Origin of the sequence: Streptomyces shenzhenensis, from assembly GCF_021462265.1 — a bacterium.
Taxonomy (GTDB): domain Bacteria; phylum Actinomycetota; class Actinomycetes; order Streptomycetales; family Streptomycetaceae; genus Streptomyces; species Streptomyces shenzhenensis.
Genome location: NZ_JAJONF010000029.1, coordinates 103625 through 120068 on the forward strand (window position 1 = coordinate 103625; position 16444 = coordinate 120068).

General features: G+C 73.4%; 16 protein-coding genes and 1 pseudogene. 8 read left to right on the forward strand and 9 right to left on the reverse strand.

The window, feature by feature from the left end; genetic code table 11:
- Nucleotides 1-175: 175 nt before the first annotated feature.
- On the reverse strand, nt 176-1087 hold the full coding sequence (locus LQ326_RS30995; RefSeq protein WP_234542374.1) for a hypothetical protein: 912 nt from the start codon (nt 1085-1087) through the stop codon (nt 176-178).
- A 361-nt stretch (nt 1088-1448) separates the two neighbouring features.
- The gene (locus tag LQ326_RS31000) at nt 1449-1889 is read right to left on the reverse strand and encodes a hypothetical protein (protein ID WP_234542356.1); all 441 of its coding nucleotides are present in this window, start codon (nt 1887-1889) and stop codon (nt 1449-1451) included.
- Nucleotides 1890-1975: 86 nt separating this feature from the next.
- Here LQ326_RS31000 and LQ326_RS31005 point away from each other — a divergent pair, with 86 nt between their 5' ends.
- Together LQ326_RS31005 and LQ326_RS31010 are read left to right on the forward strand one after the other, a co-directional pair.
- The gene (locus LQ326_RS31005) at nt 1976-3133 is read left to right on the forward strand and encodes a PP2C family protein-serine/threonine phosphatase (RefSeq protein ID WP_234542357.1); all 1158 of its coding nucleotides are present in this window, start codon (nt 1976-1978) and stop codon (nt 3131-3133) included.
- Between the two features lie 496 nt (nt 3134-3629).
- On the forward strand, nt 3630-4685 hold the full coding sequence (locus LQ326_RS31010; protein WP_234542358.1) for a hypothetical protein: 1056 nt from the start codon (nt 3630-3632) through the stop codon (nt 4683-4685).
- 38 nt (nt 4686-4723) lie between these two features.
- Here LQ326_RS31010 and LQ326_RS31015 read toward each other — a convergent pair whose 3' ends face one another.
- On the reverse strand, nt 4724-5488 hold the full coding sequence (locus tag LQ326_RS31015) for an NPP1 family protein (RefSeq protein WP_234542359.1): 765 nt from the start codon (nt 5486-5488) through the stop codon (nt 4724-4726).
- 226 nt (nt 5489-5714) lie between these two features.
- Nucleotides 5715-5876, reverse strand: coding sequence for a hypothetical protein (locus tag LQ326_RS31020; protein ID WP_234542360.1), 162 nt, complete (start codon nt 5874-5876; stop codon nt 5715-5717).
- 160 nt (nt 5877-6036) lie between these two features.
- Between LQ326_RS31020 and LQ326_RS31025 the strand changes: the two genes are divergently transcribed.
- Nucleotides 6037-7380: a helix-turn-helix domain-containing protein gene (locus LQ326_RS31025; RefSeq protein WP_234542361.1), complete on the forward strand. Its 1344-nt coding sequence runs from the start codon at nt 6037-6039 to the stop codon at nt 7378-7380.
- A gap of 195 nt (nt 7381-7575) precedes the next feature.
- On the opposite strand, the gene LQ326_RS31030 is transcribed toward LQ326_RS31025, so the two are convergent.
- Together LQ326_RS31030 and LQ326_RS31035 are read right to left on the reverse strand one after the other, a co-directional pair.
- Nucleotides 7576-8367 (reverse strand): hypothetical protein, encoded by a 792-nt coding sequence (locus tag LQ326_RS31030; RefSeq protein WP_234542362.1) that lies wholly within the window; start codon nt 8365-8367, stop codon nt 7576-7578.
- A 123-nt stretch (nt 8368-8490) separates the two neighbouring features.
- Nucleotides 8491-9057: a TetR/AcrR family transcriptional regulator gene (locus LQ326_RS31035; RefSeq protein WP_234542363.1), complete on the reverse strand. Its 567-nt coding sequence runs from the start codon at nt 9055-9057 to the stop codon at nt 8491-8493.
- A gap of 124 nt (nt 9058-9181) precedes the next feature.
- Between LQ326_RS31035 and LQ326_RS31040 the strand changes: the two genes are divergently transcribed.
- A complete protein-coding gene (locus tag LQ326_RS31040) occupies nt 9182-10306 on the forward strand; it encodes a saccharopine dehydrogenase family protein (protein WP_234542364.1) in 1125 nt (374 codons plus the stop codon).
- Nucleotides 10307-10465: 159 nt separating this feature from the next.
- On the opposite strand, the gene LQ326_RS31045 is transcribed toward LQ326_RS31040, so the two are convergent.
- Nucleotides 10466-11038, reverse strand: a complete 573-nt coding sequence (locus tag LQ326_RS31045) for a TetR/AcrR family transcriptional regulator (protein ID WP_234542365.1) — start codon at nt 11036-11038, stop codon at nt 10466-10468.
- A 103-nt stretch (nt 11039-11141) separates the two neighbouring features.
- Between LQ326_RS31045 and LQ326_RS31050 the strand changes: the two genes are divergently transcribed.
- Nucleotides 11142-12032, forward strand: a complete 891-nt coding sequence (locus LQ326_RS31050) for an SDR family oxidoreductase (protein WP_234542366.1) — start codon at nt 11142-11144, stop codon at nt 12030-12032.
- Between the two features lie 242 nt (nt 12033-12274).
- Entirely contained in the window at nt 12275-12457 is a 183-nt protein-coding gene (locus tag LQ326_RS48410; RefSeq protein ID WP_234542367.1) for a hypothetical protein, read from the forward strand.
- Between the two features lie 101 nt (nt 12458-12558).
- On the opposite strand, the pseudogene LQ326_RS48825 reads toward LQ326_RS48410, so the two are convergent.
- A pseudogene (locus LQ326_RS48825) lies at nt 12559-12744 on the reverse strand (transposase); the annotation flags it as partial.
- Entirely contained in the window at nt 12663-13283 is a 621-nt protein-coding gene (locus LQ326_RS48830; protein WP_372497000.1) for a helix-turn-helix domain-containing protein, read from the reverse strand. The gene LQ326_RS48830 and the pseudogene LQ326_RS48825, both read right to left, overlap by 82 nt.
- Between LQ326_RS48830 and LQ326_RS31065 the strand changes: the two genes are divergently transcribed.
- Both LQ326_RS31065 and LQ326_RS31070 read left to right on the forward strand, forming a co-directional pair.
- Entirely contained in the window at nt 13184-15358 is a 2175-nt protein-coding gene (locus LQ326_RS31065) for a transposase (RefSeq protein ID WP_234542368.1), read from the forward strand. The genes LQ326_RS48830 and LQ326_RS31065 overlap by 100 nt on opposite strands.
- Before the next feature lie 26 nt (nt 15359-15384).
- Nucleotides 15385-16368, forward strand: coding sequence for a nucleoside hydrolase (locus tag LQ326_RS31070; RefSeq protein ID WP_234542369.1), 984 nt, complete (start codon nt 15385-15387; stop codon nt 16366-16368).
- The last annotated feature ends 76 nt before the right edge of the window (nt 16369-16444 follow it).

The following is a 16444-nucleotide window of genomic DNA, read 5'->3' on the forward strand; positions in this document are numbered from 1 at the left end:
AGGCGGTCAGTCCAGGCGGTTCGTCCGGCGGGAGCTCCCGCGGACGCGTCGGTCACCGGTGTTCTGGGCCGGTGTTGTGTACCGGTGTCCCGTACCCGCGTCCCGTACCGGGCCGTTGCCGCGTCGGGGTGGCCGGCCGGGGTGCCCGCCGGGTGACTCCCGGAGAAGCGGCCGGTCATCTGACGGTCATGTTCTCGTCAGGAGCCTGCGGATCCGCGCTCACGGACGCGGAATCGGCTGCGCCGGGGACCTGCGGCCGCGCCCTCCGCCGCCTGGACGGGCGCAGCCGGCCACTGGTCCAGGCCGCCGCGGCCACCGTCAGGCCGAGCGCCAGGAGCAGCCAGGAGACCGTGCGCAGGGTGGACGTCAGGGCGTCGTAGACGGCGGCCGCGGCCGGGTGTGAGACATCCGGCGGCAGGTCGTCCAGGGTGAGCCGGCGGCCGATGGCCAGGGCGAGGCCGAGCAGGGCGCCGCCCAGGGCCGTGCCCAGCGCGGTCGCCGTGACGGCACGGCGGCGGCGGACGGCGAGGGCGATGCCGCCGACCGCGAAGACGACGGCCGCGACGGGCAGCCAGAAGCCGGCGACTTCGAGCACGTGGAACCCCTTCCGGAGCCGGTCCAGTTCGGCGGCCGGGAGTACGGCGACGGCCGTGTGCTGGACCGGGATACGGGCCGCGAGCGGCACATGGTCCTGGGTGAGCTGGTCCCTGACCTGGGCGGTGACCGGAGCGAGGTCGACGGTCACGGCCTCCTCGCGCTCACTGTGGAGCGCGCGCAGCACGGCGTCATGGGTGGCCCGGTTGCCGGCGTCCCAGGCCAGCCGGAACGCCCGGGTCTGGGTGAAGGAGCGGACCGCGTCGCGCACGAACGGCGCGACCGTGCCGCGCATCGGCCGGCCGACGTCCACCTCGCGCATGATGCCGTCGCCGACGGTGTCCGCCACGGCGTCCCGGACATCCGGGTCGTCGGCCAGCGGTGCCATCGTGCTGACGTACTGTCCGGTGTCCACCAGCCCGTACGCCGCCCAGGCCGCGAGCGCGCCGAACGGCAGCAGCAGACAGGCCAGCGCGATCAGCAGGGCCGACAGGGCGCGTCGCAGACGTGCGGGCGGCGCGGGCCAGGGGGACCCTGGAGACCCCGGGAGCACTGAGGGTACTGAGGGCACGTCTCCAGGCAAGCCCCTGAAGGCCGGTCAGGCGAGCGGGGTGACTGCATTCGGGGCATCCCGCGGGCCCGGCGCCGAGCCGAACGGGTGGTACGACGGCCCCGGCGCGCTCGAACCCTAGGGGCGCCGCGCTCCGGTGGAGGGCTGACCCGAACGGGTGTTTCATGGTTTGGGAGCGTCGTCGGGTGCCCGCAGTGGCCCCGGCGACCGGTGAGGGGAACAAGGGGAACACGTGGGCCCCGGCCGTGGGGGCCAGGGCCCACGCGTACCCGGCGGGGCGCCGCTACCGGACGCGGTGTCCGGCCACGTCCTCGTGCGTGTAGAACCGGTAGAACATCCAGATGAACGTCACCGCCGCGACCGCGACCGACATGCCGACGGACCGGATGACCGCCTCGCCGGTCTGGCTGTACAGGAAGCCGAAGGCGATGCCCATGAACGCCGTCCACACCAGCGCGTGCAGTTCTCGCGGCAGCCGGGGCGAATAGGTCAGCACGGCGAACAGCACCACCGCGAAGACGAGCGCGGTCAGGAAGCCGAACAGCAGGTTCCAGCCCGTGATGGGCCCGCCGCTGCGCCGGTTGGCGGCGGCCCAGTAGCCGTAGATCAGCCCGGTCGCGATCGGCATCGCCACCCGGGACCTGGCGTGCGCCGACGCGCTGAACACGTCGGGCGTACGGCCGCTCCGGGGCATCCTGCCGGACGTGGGTGCCGCTTGAGCCATGAGCGTCTCCTCTCTCCTCGCCCCCGCCTTCCAGGGCACACCTGCGGGTACCCCCTGGCAAGTCGGTCGGCACGTCCCGTTACGACATGCGATGCGCACCCGCCCGTGTTTCCCTGGCTCTCGTGAGGGACCACCAGGCGCTGCGGCGGCGGCAGGAACTGCTGCGGGCCCGGGGGCGGAGCATCGCCTGGGTGGCGCCGCTGCTGCTGCTCGCCGGGATCACGGCGGCCGACCTCTACACCACGGAGCGGTTCCGGATCATCTCCTGGATCGTCCTGGTCCCCGGTATCGCTGCGGCGCTCTGCGGGGTGTGGACGACGGCGGTCTTCGCGGTGCTGTCGATGCTCGACTACATCGCCGTGGACAACGTCTTTCCCCACGAGTCCCAGGCCGAAATGCCCGACTTCGTCCTGGTCGGCTGTGCGGGGCTGCTGGCCGTCCTCGCCTGCGTGGTCCGCAGGAACGGCGAACGGCGGATGCTGCACATGCGGGACATCGCCGAGACGACCCGGCGTACCGTGCTGCGGCCGCTGCCGCCGGAGTGGGCCGGGCTGGACCACGCGGCGGCGTATCTCGCCGCCGACACCGAGGCCCGGGTGGGCGGCGACTTCTACGACATCCAGCCGGGGCCGCACGGCACGCGGGTGCTGGTCGGGGACGTCCAGGGCAAGGGGCTGGGGGCGGTGGAGACCGCGGCGGCGCTGCTGGGGACGTTCCGGGAGGCGGGCTACCACGAACGGGACCTCGCGACGGTGGCCGACCGGCTGGAGACCCGGATGGTCCGGCACCGGAACCACACGGCGGCGCTGGGCCGAGGCGACGGCGACCGCTTCGCCACGGCGGTCCTGCTGGGGTTTCCGCCGGACGCCCCGCACCTCGTGGAGCTGATCAACTTCGGCCACGAGCCGCCGCTGGCGGTGGGGCCGACGGGGGTACGAGCGCTGCCGTCGGGCGGCGGACTGCCCCTCGGCATGGCCGGCCTGACGACGGCGACCGGGCCGCCACCGACCCTGACGGCCGCCCTCGCCCCCGACGAGACCCTCCTCATCACCACGGACGGCGTGACCGAGGCCAGGAACGCGGACGGCGCGTTCTACGCCCTGCCCGAGGCGGTCGCCCAGGCCCCCGCCGTCGACCCCGCCCACCTCGTCGCCCACATCCGCGACGGCGTACTCCGCCACAGCCGCGGTCACCTGTCCGACGACACCACGATCTTCGCGGTACGCCGCACCGGGACGCTTTGAGAGTGCCCGTCAGGGGCGCGGGGAACTGCGCGCTCAGCCACGACGCAGCGGCACACCGCACTCATCCCATGCGCCACGGCGAGCACCGGCAGTTCGACACCGCCGAGTACCACCGTCGTGGCTGAGCACCGTCGCGGCGGCGGACAAGGGGCGGCGTGAAGAAGGGGCGGCGGAGAGGAGCGGGAGGAGGACGGGAAGGGGAGGCGTGGAGGGGGAAGGGGGCGGAGGGGAGGGGCGGCGAGGGAACGGGGCGGCGGAGGGGGAGCGGGGTCGGTGTGGAGGGGGGTAGGGGGGCGGGGTCCGGTGTGGGTGGTTCGGGGGTGGAAGGGCGGGGTGTCGAACGGGAGTGGGGGCGGGAGGGGTGGTCCTGGGGGCGTCGGTGGTGGTCGTACCGGTTGTTAACCTGCCCAAACCTCCCTCGCGCGCCCCGCTTTGCAAGCGCAGCGGTTAACGTGCTGGACGTAAGTGAAACCGGGGAACACAGGGGGAGGGCCCGATGCCCGGAACCGTGCTGCTGCTCGCGGCCTCGCCGACCGGCAAAGGGCGTCTGGTGGACGCGGCCTCCGTGCTCCCCGTGCTCGCGGCCGTGCCCCCGTCGATACTCTCCGGCACCGAGACCGCCAACGTCGTCGAACTCGCGGACCCGCTGGAGCCGCAGGCCGTGCTGACCAGGCTGCGGGCCGCCGCGGCGGCGCCCGGTCCGCTGACCGTGTTCGTCACGGGCCAGCTGCACCTGGACCGCAGGCAGCGGCTGCCGCATCTCGCGCTGGCCCGGACCACGCCCACCACCGTCCGCTACACCGGCCTGCCCTGGCACTGGGTCCGGGAGGAGCTGCGGTTGCGGCCGGCCGGGGCGACGACGCTGGTGCTCGATCTGCACGCGGATCCGGAGACCTGGGAGCAGTTGCACACCGTGCCGCTCGACTCCGGGCGCAACAACGCCGTGCACGGGCGGATCGCGCCGCCGCCCGCCCGGCGGGAGGTCGGCTCACCGTCGTACATGAAGGCCGTGGCGACCGTGCTGAGGAGCGGGCACCGGCCGGCGATGGCGGAGCTGCACCGGCAGGTGCTCGCGCGGCTCGGGGCCGATGTCGCCGCCGACATGCTGCTCAGCACGCACACCCCGGACAGCGGGGATCCCCACGACGCCATCAGCGCGGCCGCGCGGGACGGGCGGTACGCCGAGGCGGACGAGCTCGCCGCCCGCTGGGAGGAGGCGGCCGCACGGGCGCACGGGCCGGCTTCCGAGGACGCCCTGCACTGGTCCGAGGTGCGGGCCGACCTCGCGATGTTCGCGGGGGACGCGGCGCGCAGCTGCCGTACCTGGCTGACCGTGGCGCACGCCCGGCTGGCCGCGGGGCAGCCGTCCGACGCACCAGCCGTCGAGGCGGCCGCGGACCGCGCCCACCACCAGTGGGGCCATATCAAGGACGCGGCGCGGGCCCGCGAACTCGGGCCCGCGCTCGCGGAGTTGAGACTCAGGGTGCCGGGTCGCCGGGAGGGCGCCCTGGAGAACGTCCAGCAGCACCTGCGGCAGCTCCAGACGAACTAGCCGGACGTCCGGTCCGGGGCCCGGATCCGGTGCCTGGCTCAGGCGTACGGGTCGAACGTGATCGCGCTCGGCTTGGCCTTGTTGAGGTGATCGTCGAACTTGGCGTCCTGGAGCGGCAGGTTCGCGTTGCCCCAGTCGGAGGCGTTCAGGATGCCGCGGAGGTTGGACGCCATGTTGTCCCAGGTGAGCAGGTTCTCCTGGTGCCAGGCGGCGTCGTCGTTCTCCGGGGTCTCGCCCCACTTGGCGAACCGGAAGTCGTGGGTGCTCAGGCCGTCCTTGTGGTAGACGACCTGGACGCGCTGGCCGCTCATCGGCACGTCGGCGACGGCCTGGGTGTCGAAGGCGCCGTGCTGGGAGGCGGACAGGTACGACGGGTAGTCGGCGCCCTGCTTGACCCAGACGACGATGCACTCCCAGTCGTGGCGGTGGCCGATGCCCGGGGACGCCTCGTCCTTCTCGAAGTAGCTGGCGTAGATGATCCCGCACCAGCCGTTGTTGCACTTCGCCCGCGAGTAGGTGTTGGCGTGGTCGAGATGGCCGGAGCGGCACTGGCCGGTGACCGAACCGGTCGGCTTCAGGCCGCCGTTGAGGTTGCCGTCGGGGTCGATGGCGGCGGCGGGGTAGCAGCCGTCCGTGTCGTAGTCGTACAGCGGCTCGAAGAACTTCTGGAACGTGGTGGCGTTCTCCGGCAGGTTCTGCAGCACGCCCGCGGAGGCGCTGAAGGGAAGGGCGAGGGTGAGCGCGGCGGCGCTGCCCGCGACGGCGGCGGCTCGGCCGAGGCGGCGGGTCCTGGTTCGGGACATCGGGGGCTCCAGTCGACGGTCCGGGGGTCATTGGTACGGTCTTTTTGCCCCGGACATGACATCAGGGTGCTCGGTCAAGAGTGGCAAGCGGAGAGCCCGATGGAAGGGCTTTCTGTCAAACGGAGGGCGGCATTTCGCGGAACTGGCCAGTGCGCGCTGGCAGCGCGGAAACCCCCGGCGGGACTGGGGGAGAGTCCCGCCGGGGGCGATCTGGGGAGGGCAGACGCTAGTGGCCGGTGCTGTGCCGGGCGGTCGCCGCGGCGGGGGAGTCCGGGGAACTGTCCGTCGCCCGCGCCGGGCCGGCGTTGGCGGCTGTGATGAGCGCGGCCACGGCGATCACGGCCGCGACGAGACTGCGGGCGGTGGGGGTCCCGCCGATCGAGCGCATTCGAGACCGGGCTAGTGCGGTGGGGCGTGCGGATGTGCGTCCGGGCACGGCGACCTCGCAACAACAGGGGCGGGTTAAGCACGTTTAATTCGCGGTTTAACCTAGGGGTTGTCAGAGCGCAACGGCAAGAGGTTCAGGGGGAGTTGGGGGGAATGGCAGGATGCAGGAGCGGAACGATCCGGAGACCATAGGGCGGCGGGTGCAGCAACTGCGCACCGAACGCGGACTCACCCAGCGGCAGTTGGCCGAACCGGCCTACACGCCCGCGTACATCTCCACGCTGGAGGCCGGGCGGGCACGGGCCTCCGACGAGGCGCTGCGGCACATCGCGGGCCGGCTCGGCGTCGGCTTCGAGGAGCTGGCCAGCGGGCGCCCCGCCCACCTCGCCACCGACCTGAGGCTACGGCTCACCGAGGCCCAGCGCACTCTGGCCACCGGCGAGGCCGAGGCGGCCGCCGCCCAGTACGCGGCCCTCTTCGAGGAGGCGGAGGCGCACGGACTCGCCGTCGAGCAGGCCACCGCGCTGCTCGGGATGGGCGAATGCGCCCTGGACACCGGTGAGCTGGGGCAGGCCAGGGAGTACTTCGAGCGGGCCGAGCTGTGGACGGCCGAGGAGCCGCTGCCGGTGCGGGTGGCGGCGATCCGCGGCCGGGCGGTCAGCCACTACCTCGCCGGTGAGCTTCGTTATGCCGTCTACCTCCTTGAGTCCACGCTCGACGAACTGAACCGCAGCGGTCTGCACGACCCCGACGCGCTGCTGCTCCTGTACGCCTCCGCCATCGGCCCGTACATGGACATGGGCGCCCACGCCCGCGCCGCCCAGGCCGCCGAACTCGCCCTCGCGCTCGCCCCGCAGGCCGGCGACCCCGCGCTGATCGCCCGGATGCACCGCTCCGTCGCCCGCACCCTGCTCGCCGAGGGCCGGGTCGCCGAGGCGGACGCCTCCCTGGCCAAGGCCGCCGAGCTGTACCGCCAGCTCCAGCTCCGTACCGAACTCGCCAACTGCCACTGGATGCGCGGCTACGTCTACGCCCAGAACGGTGAACTGGACGGGGCCGAGCGGGAGTTGCGGGAGGCGCTGGCGATGCTGTCCGAGACCCGCGCCGCCCTGTACCGCAGCCAGGCGGCGGTCGAGCTGGCCGACGTACTGCACCGCCGCGGCAAGTCCACCGAGGCCGCCGAGCTGCTGCACGACGTCCTCGGCGACTTCTCCTCGGAGCGCGGCGCGGTCCACTCGGCCGCCGCGCACCGGCTGCTCGGCATCATCGCCGAGGACGCCCGGGACACGGAGGCGGCGGAGGAGCACTACGTCCGCGCGCTGAGCCTGCTGGAACGGGCGGGCGCGGCCGGCGACCTGGCGGACCTGTGCCGGCTGCTGGGCGACCTGCTGCGCCGGACCGGCCGGGTGGAGGCGGCACTGGACGCGTACCGCACCGGCCTCGGCCACCGTACGGCCCCGGGCACCACGACCCTGGGACCGGCACCGGCCCAGCCGCCGCTGTAGGGGACGGCGGTCGGCTCTGCCGTCGTCTGCCGTCGTACGGTTCCGGGCATCACGCCCCTGGGACCGGCACCGGCCCAGCCGCCGCTGTAGGGGGCGGCGGACGCGGCGACAGTCGCGGCCGCCGGGCCGGACGCGCCGTCGGCGAGGACGGTGGAGCGGCCGCCGGATCCGTACGGGATCCCAGGAGCCCGGCCGTCATGCCTGCGCGCGCCCCCGCTCCCTTACCTGGGCGAGGCGTTGGACGCCGATGCCGAGGGCCTGCTCGGTGGTGGTGTCGGGGAGGGTGCCGAGGGCGCCGGCGGTGAGGACGATCGCGTCGTCGCCGATCCGGACGACGGCGACGTCGAGGGTGAGGGTGGTGGGGTCGGCGGCGGCGGAGGGCTGCGCGGTGACGGTGATCCGCAGACCCTGCCGGGCGTCGCCGAAGTCCCGCAGCCCGGCGTCGGCGACCTGGACGGTCTCGGTGCCGGCCGCGGTCGTCCGCGCGGTGAACTGGGCACAGGTGCGGGGCAGGGCGCGCAGCCAGGCAAGGGTCCGGTCGACGTCGGCGGAGCGGCTCGCGTCGACCTGGTAGCGGAGCTGGGCCGCGTCGTCGCCGTCGTCGAGGGCGGTGGCGGCCCGGGGGCCGGCCGGGGCGCCGAGCAGTTCGTCGGTGTACAGGGCTTCGAGGAGACGCTGGCAGTCCGGCTCTCCGGTGGCCGCCTTGAGCAGCTCGTCGTGCCAGGTGGCGGTGCCCTCGGTCGCCGTCCACGGTACGCCCAGGTCGCCCTCGCCGATCAGCGCGGCCTGCGCCTGCTCGACGGTGAGCGCCGGGGTGCCGGGTGAGGCGCCGGGACTGGCCGGGGCGGCCCGTTCGGCAGCGGTCGCGGCGGCGCCCGGGGCGGAGGCGGAGGCGGGAGCGTCGGCCTGTGGCGGGTCGGCGGCCGTACAGGCGCTGACGGCGGTCAGGAGGCCGGCCATGACAAGGCCGGAGGCGGTGACTCTCATGACGGGGCCTCCCCGGAAGCCAGGAACAGCGGAGCGCGTGCCCCCACGCCACCACCCCTCGCCCCCGCCCGCCACCGCTGCCGGTCCGTCCGGGTGAGGGCCGGGTCCGGCCGGGCGCCCCGCTCACGCCCCGGCGAGGGCGGCTCGCAGGTCGTCGGTCACCGCGTCCAGGCAGCTGCCGAAACCCGCCTCTCCCCTGGCCCCGATCCAGCGCCGGAAGGCGTTGTCCCAGGCCACCGCGGCGAGCTGTGCGACCAGTCCGGCCGTCCCCGCGTCCACCTGGCGCTGGAGCAGAGCGTCGCGGATCGCCTCGGTGATCGCGGCCGCCTTGGTCCGTTCGCGCTCCTGCAGCTCCGGGCTGGCGTCGATCACCGCCCGGCGCTCCGTCGCGCCGTCCAGGTACTCGACGAGCTGGGCGCCGACTCGCGCCAGGGCGTCGAGGACAGCGGCGAGCGGAGCCGCGTCCGGGTCTGCCGCCAGGACCGCCTCCGCGAGGGCCGGGGGCAGGCGTTCCGAGCCGGCGAACAGGACCTCGCGCTTGTCCGGGAAGTAGCGGAAGTAGGAGCGCCGGGTGAGCCCGGCCCGTTCGGCGATATGGGTCACCGTCACGTTGTCGTAGCCACGCTCCAGGCAGAGCTCCAGAGCCGCCCGTTTCAGGCGCTCCTCGGCACCCGGATCCCACCTCGCCATGGGCCGACGGTAACAGGTGATGTCCCACCGTGTCATCAGTGCTAGCCTGCAGTCACGACACACTGTGTCATCACTGGGGGCGCCCGTCCCCGGTGCGGCCCGGAGCAGGCAGGGTGACGTGCGGATGACCGAGACCGGTGAGACCGGCGAGACCGGCGGGACGACAGGTGAGAGCAGGGTGAACGACGAGGTGTGGGTGGTCGGGGCGACCGGCCGGGTGGGCCGGGGCGTGACCGCGCGACTGGCCGCGCGGGGACTGACGGTCGTGCCGGTCGGCCGCAGCCGGGAGCGGATGGCCGCCGCCGGGACCGCGGCCGGTCTGCCCCGGGGCGCGAAGGTGGTCGTCGCCGACTCGGCCGAGCGGATCGCGGACGAGATCGTCCAGGGGCGCCCGCGGGTGGTGGTGAACACGATGGGCGCCTTCGCCGCCACCGCACCGGTGATCGCCCGTGCCTGCATGCCCGGCGGCCACTACGTCGACCAGGCCAACGACGTGGTCGCCGTGGACCGGCTGCTCGCCCTGCACGACGAAGCGGCAGGGGCGGGCAGCACCCTGGTCACCGGCGCCGGATTCGGCGTACTGGCGACGGAGGCGGTGGTGGCGAAGCTGTGCGAAGGGCGTCCCGTGCCGCACCGGGTGCGGGTCGACGCCGTGGGCTCGGTGGCCGTCGAGGCGGGCGTGCTCGGTGCCGCCCTCGCGGCCAGCATCGTGGACGCGCTCACCGCCGGCGGGCGGCGGTACGAGAACGGGCGGCTGGTGTCGTCGCGCCTCGGCGCGGACCCACGCCGGCTCGCCTTCCCGGACGGGGAGTCCGCGACGTCGGCAGGGGTCGCGTCCGGCGAACTCCTCGCGGCGCACGCGGTGAGCGGAGCACCGTTCGTCACCGCCGCCTCCGCTCTCGTGCCGACCGGGGCGCCGATACGCGCCCTGCTCCCGCTGCTCGGCCGCCTGCTGTCCGTTCCGGCGCTGCGACGCCTCGCCGTCGACCGGCTCGGCCGGGCCCCGGTGAAGGCCGCGCCCCGTCCGCGCGAGCACTCCTGGGGGCACGCGGTCGTCGAGTGGGCGGACGGCACCCGGCGTGCGGGATGGCTCCGCGCCGGCGACGGCATGGACTTCACGGCCGACGTCACCGCCACCGTCACCGAACTGCTGGTCCGCGGCCTCGGCAGGCCCGGGGCCTGGACGCCGGCAGCCGCCCTCGGGGCCGACCTCGCGACGACCGCGGGCGGCACCTTCGTACTGGACTGAAGAGCGCCGGTGCCGCCCTGCGGCCGAGCGGCGGACGCGGGGCACCCGGCGCGCGACACGGCGTACCGAACCGGTCCGGCGGGCCCGGCCCGTGCCGCGCCGGCTGCCGGACGGCACCCGCAGCACGCGGCTCACCGAGTGGACTCGGCCGGAGCGGCTTCAGGAGAGGGCGGTTGCCGCTCCGTGGAGTTCGGTGAGGCAGTGGCGGGCCAGGGCGGGGAAGGACCGGTCGTTCGCCGGGGCGATCCACTGCGTGAAGGCCGTGGTGAACGCGCGGACGCCGAGGTCGGCGGCGAGGCTCGCGGTCGGGTCGGGTACCCCGCGCCGGCGGAGCGCGTCGGTCAGGGCCGCAGCGAGGGCGATCCGCTTGAACGCGGAGCGTTCCCGCAGTTCGGCGTGGCCGGCGACGACGCTCTGCAGGCGGGGGGCGAACTCTCGCTGGATGGGCGTGAAGGAGGAGGTCAGGGCGTCCAGGCCGGCCGCGACCGCCGCAAGCGGGGTCGCGGTGGCGGGGGCGCCCTCGGCTCCCGCCGTCAGGAGGCGGGCGTGCTCCTCCTGCCCCGCGAACAGCACCTCGCGCTTGTCCGGGAAGTGCCGGAAGAACGTCGTCCTCGTCAGCCCGGCCCGTTCGGCGATCTGGGTGACGGTGGTGCTGTCGTACCCCTGCTCGCCGAACAGGTCGACCGCGGCTTGCACGAGGCGCAGTCGCGCGTTGGGTTCCCATCGAGCCATGGGGACAGCCTAGGTGATGTGACTCAGTACCGTCACGGTGTACGGTGACGATAGTGACGGTACTGAGTCACATCACTTTCTTCTCGCCCCCGGGAGGGCTGTCATGCGTGTTTTCGTCACCGGCGCCAGCGGTCATATCGCCTCCGCCGTCATTCCCGAACTGCTCGACGCCGGACACGAGGTCGTCGGCCTCGCCCGGTCCGGGAACTCCGCGGCGGCCGTGCAGGCCCTGGGGGCCGAGGTGCGCCGCGGTGACCTGAACGACCTGGACGGCCTGCGGGCGGCCGCCGCCGATGCCGACGCCGTCGTCCATCTCGCCTTCGACCACGCGGCGATGGCCGCCGGGGACATGGCCGGGGCGGCGGCGACCGACCTCACCGTGGTGCGGGCGTTCGGCGAGGCGCTCGCCGGGACCGGCAAGGCCCTCGTGGGCGTCGGGATGGGACGGGGCGACGGCAACGAGCACCTGGGCGCGCAGTACAGCGCCAATCCGCGATCGGCCACCGGGCGGCTGTTCGGCGAACTCGCCGAGCAGGGGATACGCAGCGTGCTCGTCGGGATTCCGCCGGTCGTGCACAGTACGCGGGACCGGACCGGGTTCCTGCCGATGCTGATCCGGATCGCGCGGACCACAGGGGTCTCGGGCTATCCCGGAGACGGCACGAACCGGTGGTCCGCCGTGCACACCCTGGACCTGGCGCGGCTCTACCGGCTGGCCCTGGAGAAGGCGCCGGCGGGAGCGGAGCTGCACGCGGCGGCCGAGGAGGGTGTCGTGGTGCGCGAGATCGCCGAGGCCGTCGGGCGGCGGCTGGGGGTCCCGGTGGAGAGCGTTCCGGAGGACCGGCGCGCCGAGCACTTCGGGTTCTTCGGGGCGTTCGTGTCGCTGGACGTGCCGGTGCGGAGTGAGCGGACGCGGGAACTGCTGGGGTGGGAGCCGGCGGAGGCGGGGCTCCTCGCGGATCTCGAGGAAGGGCATTACTTCGAGGGGGAGTGAGGAGAGCGGGAGTTATATAGGGCGGGGTGCGACAAGGCGGGGAGAGCGGGGGATCGCCGCGGGCTGGTGGGGTGCCGGTGGGGGCTGGTCGCGCCCGCGTGCCGGAGCCGTGTGCCGGAGCTGTGTATCGGTGTGGTCCCGGGGCGGGGGCGACCGCCGTGCCGTCGGATTGAGCAGTCCACCGGCTGGGGAGTCACGGCCGGCGCCTAAGAGGTATCCCGCAATGTGTTCTGGTTCTGGGCGTGTTTCCCCCTTCGGTGCTGCGGTTACCGGAGGTCGAGCTTGAGATTGTGGCGTGTGGCAACACCGGCGACGGCGTGGTTGATGCCGTTGCCGCGGCGGCGGCATTGCCGGAGTATCTGGTGGTCTTTGAGGCGGGCGATGGTGTGCTCGGCGACGGCCCGGCTTTACGGAAGCGCCGGTAGGTGCGGTCTTTGACGATGCGCCCGTCGGGTCCTCGTCGGGGTGTGCTGATGTGGTCCGATCCTCGGTAGCCGCCGTCGCCGGACAGCCGCGGGTGGTCTGGCAGTGTTCTGGCGAGGGTTTCGCGGAAGACGACGATGTCGTTGCGGTTTCCGGGCCAAGCGTCGCAGACTCTCCTGTCGCGTGCCCGGCAGACGACCTGCACGTTCACACTGCGTTGGTAGTTCTTCGATTTTGCAGTGAGGTTGTGGTCGTGGACGGGGATGAGGGTTCCGTCGACGAGCCACAGTTCCCGGCGGTCGGCGGTCGGCGGTCGGCGGTCGGCGGGCCGAGAGGTCCGGCGAGACGGTCGATGGCCTGGTGGGCCGCGGAATCGGAGATGCCGAATAGGGAGCCGAGTTGCTGCATGGTGAGGTTGGTGCGGTAGGCAAGGACGAGCAGCAGAACACGGTCCGCGTATGGCAGCGCCCAGGGACGTCCGCGGCCGCGGTCCGGCGCCCGGTCCTCCAACTGCGCGTTCAGTCGGTGCATGTGCGGCCTGGTGAGCCCAGTCCAGGTGCGTAGTTCGGCAGCCGAGCAGGTCGACAGACCCAGACGCATGGCCGCGAGCATAGAACCAGCGGGCAGGCTGTGATTGTTGTCAGTGGCGGCATGTAGTTTTTTGGCGAGGGTTGACGGACCGGCCACGGCCCGGACAGATGCTGTAGACGTCAAAGGAGGTGGGAGCAGTGAGTGTTGTCGAGAGGCCTTCTGCTGTGCCCGCCCCGGAGAAGCCCGCTCCCGCGGCTCCGGCTCGGAAGTTCCGCGGGAAGAACAAGACGACCGCATGGAAGCGCGGTGAGGACACCGAACTCGCGGTCATCCGCCTGCCGCTCGTCGTCGATGACGCAGAAGTGCTGCGCCGCGTCAAGCAGTTGTATTCGGCGATGTGGTCCATCAAGCGGGCGTTGCAGCGTGATGCGCGGGCCGCGGTCGATGCGTACTGGGCCGGTACCCGGCGCCGGAAGGCGGATCCGGCCGCGTGGCGCAAGGAACTGGGCCTGTCCCGCGAGGGGATGGAACGCCGCGCCTACCGGCATCTGGAACGTGCCGGGCACCTCGGCCATCACTTATCCAAAGCGCTCGTGATGCACCAGGCCGACGAGGTCTGGGGAGGCATATCCCGTCATCTGTTCGCGGACGCCTCGGGGCGCCGTCACGGGCGGCCGCGCGTCGGCAGGTGGTGGGACTGCAGCCGCATCCCCGGCCGCGCCAAGTCACACACGACTGCCCGTAAATGGGAGACGTTCCGGCTTCACGGCACCCTCGCCGGGCACCTGGCTGCCTACCGGCACCGCGGCCTGCCCCCGGAAGGCACCACCCCGGAGCACGCCGCGGCGCTCCAGCCCGGCACCCGTGTGCTGGCCCAGCCGCGGCACCTACCGGCTCCTGCCCGACCTGCGGGCCGGGTGGCGGCGGGCGAGGTTCATCCGAAGACGGGCCGGGCGAAGACCCGGGCTGCGACGTGGTGGGACCACGACGGCGCCCTCGCTGTCGTCTTCACCGGCGGCGCGGACAATAACAGCGGCGACATTGTCCTGCCCGCCCGTCTCCCCGCAGGTGCCGGCCGCTGGCCGCGCCTGCTGTACTTCCTCGGCAACCCGGAAACGTGGCACAAGGTCGACCTGGTCCGCAGGCGGGACACCGCCGCACCCGGAGGCTGGGCCTACGAAGCGCATCTGATGGTCCTCACCGGCGGGTACGCGTCCCCGGCAACTAAGGCCCGCCGTGCGGCCGCGGCCGCGCTCGAGCGGGTAGGCGGCGTCGACGGAAACGTCTCCAACCTCTCGATCGTCTCCTTCCCGGACACGTTCGACCCCGCCGACGGTCCTGTCGCCTCGACCAGAGTCGAGCTCACCGCTGATGAGCTCGCCGCGCTCGCGAAGGCCCGGCGCAAGGAACGGGGCCGTAAGCGGGCCCTGGACCGGTCCCGGCGGGCGTCCAACCCGGCCCAGTACGCGCCCTCTGCGCGGCAGCAGTCCCGCGCCGAGCGGCGAAAGGCCTCCGGGCTGCCGGAACGGGCCGTCCAGGTCCGGCGCGGAGCCCGCGCAGTGAACGCGGCCGGTGTCCCGAAGCAGGCGTACCGCCGGGACACCCTTGCCAACACCTACCGCACCACCCGGGCCCGCCTCGCCGAGGATGCGGCCACCGCGGCGGCGGCCAAAGCCCACCGCGCCCGGAAAACAGCCGCCGAGATCACGGCCGCTCACGGTGTGAACCTGACCGTCGAGGACTGCGACATACGGACATGGTTCCGCCTGTGGGGAAAGACCCTGCAGTCCACGACCCCCGGTCGGCTCATCGCCGCGCTCGGCCGTGAATGCGAGAAATCCGGCGGACGCCTCCTGCGCGCCTCGACGTTCACTACCGCGCTGTCCCAGCGCTGCCTGTGCGGGGAACGTGTCACCAAAACGCTCGCCGAACGCGTCCACCACTGCCCGGCCTGCGGTCTGACAGCAGACCGTGACCTGGTCTCCGCCGCGCTGTGCGCACACACAGTGCTCAGCGACCCCGGCGACCCGGGCACCGCCCGCCTGGACACCGTCCAGGCACGCAACACCCAGATCCTTTTCGCAACAGGGCTGCAAGAGGCCCTGTCGAGTCAACCGCACACCAAAGCCGCCCCCACCCGGGGACGGCTCCGTGGTGCCCGCCCCTCCCGGGGCCGCGCCACGGCGGCAGCCACCCGGCCGGAACCACTCCGGCCAGGCGGCCTCTGCTCGACGAAACACCGCGCGAACCCGACCCCGGATGAGACCCGCACCGCGGGACCACGCCGGAAAGGCAGTTCACAAGGCGACGCCGCACCCAACGGCGCCCCGCCCCAGCGGACATCCCGCACAGAATTGCGGGATAACTCTTAGAGTCAGGGCTGACGGAAGGAGCCCCCGTGGCCGGTCAGCCCATCCCCGTGATCATCGACTGTGACACCGGTGTCGACGACGCCCTCGCCCTGCTGTTCGCCGTCCGGCACCCGGGGCTGGAGCTGCGGGCGGTGACCTGTGTCGCCGGGAACACGGATGTGGACGGGGTGGTGCGCAACACCCTGACCGTGCTGGAGCGGGCCGGGGCCGGGGACGTCCCCGTCGCCCGGGGTGCCGAACGGCCGTTGATCGAGGCGGCGCGGTCGGCGCGGCATGTGCACGGGACGGACGGGATGGGGGATCTCGGGCTGCCCGCGCCGGTCCGGCGCCCCGCCGACGTCGACGCCGTCACCCTGCTGCGCCGCGAGATCCTCCGCTCGCCCCGCCCGGTCACCCTCGTCCCCACCGCCCCGCTCACCAACATCGCCCTGCTGCTGCGCATCCACCCGGAGGTGACCCGGAACATCGAGCGGATCGTCTTCATGGGCGGCGCGGTCGCCACCGGAAACGCCACCCCGGTCGCCGAGTTCAACGTCTGGCACGATCCCGAGGCGGCCGCCGTCCTGCTCACCGCCGGAGTGCCGATCACCATGTACGGCCTGGACGTCTTCCAGCGGGTCGTGGTGCCGGGGCAGGAGGTACGACGGCTGCGCGCGAGCGCGGAACCGGGGGCCCGGCTCGCCGGGGAACTGCTCGCGCACCGGCCCGCCGCCCCCGGCTCCGACGCGGACGACGATGCGGCCGGCGGCCTCGGGGACGCGGGCGCGGTGTGTGCCGTGGCCGATCCGGGCGGTCTGACCACCCGGCTCCTTCCGGTCGAGGTCTCCCTCGCCCCGGGGCCGGGCCGGGGCCAGACCGTCGTCGACCGCCGCCCCCGCCCCGGCGAGGCCGAGATCCACGGCGGCGCCCGCGAAGGGGCCATGGTGGACGTGGCGTTGGACGTCGACGTGGCGCGGTACGTGGAGCTGTACCTGGAGACCGTCGCGGGCGGGCGGGCCCAAGCCAACTGAAATCACCGTTGTCCGCATTGCTGAGCCACGCCCACGCCCACGCCCACGCACACGTGCGCCCCGGCCGTCCACGACG